The organism is Streptococcus sp. HMSC067A03, from assembly GCF_001814295.1.
Lineage (GTDB): Bacteria > Bacillota > Bacilli > Lactobacillales > Streptococcaceae > Streptococcus > Streptococcus constellatus.
On the sequence record NZ_KV815662.1, the window covers coordinates 76,746 to 77,044 of the forward strand.

The window sequence follows — 299 nt, forward strand, 5'->3', positions numbered from 1 at the left end:
TTTCAATCCACGCCCCCGTGAAGGGAGCGACAAGCTGATTTAATTGTAACTTTGTTGAAAAACGGTATTTCAATCCACGCCCCCGTGAAGGGAGCGACCTGCTTCTTTTTCTGTAAGAATTCGTTATTTATCACATTTCAATCCACGCCCCCGTGAAGGGAGCGACGCTTCTGAGTTTGATGTGGATGCAGCGATTCAAATATTTCAATCCACGCCCCCGTGAAGGGAGCGACAAGGACAGTCTGATAGATTTTATGCAGATTTCATATTTCAATCCACGCCCCCGTGAAGGGAGCGAC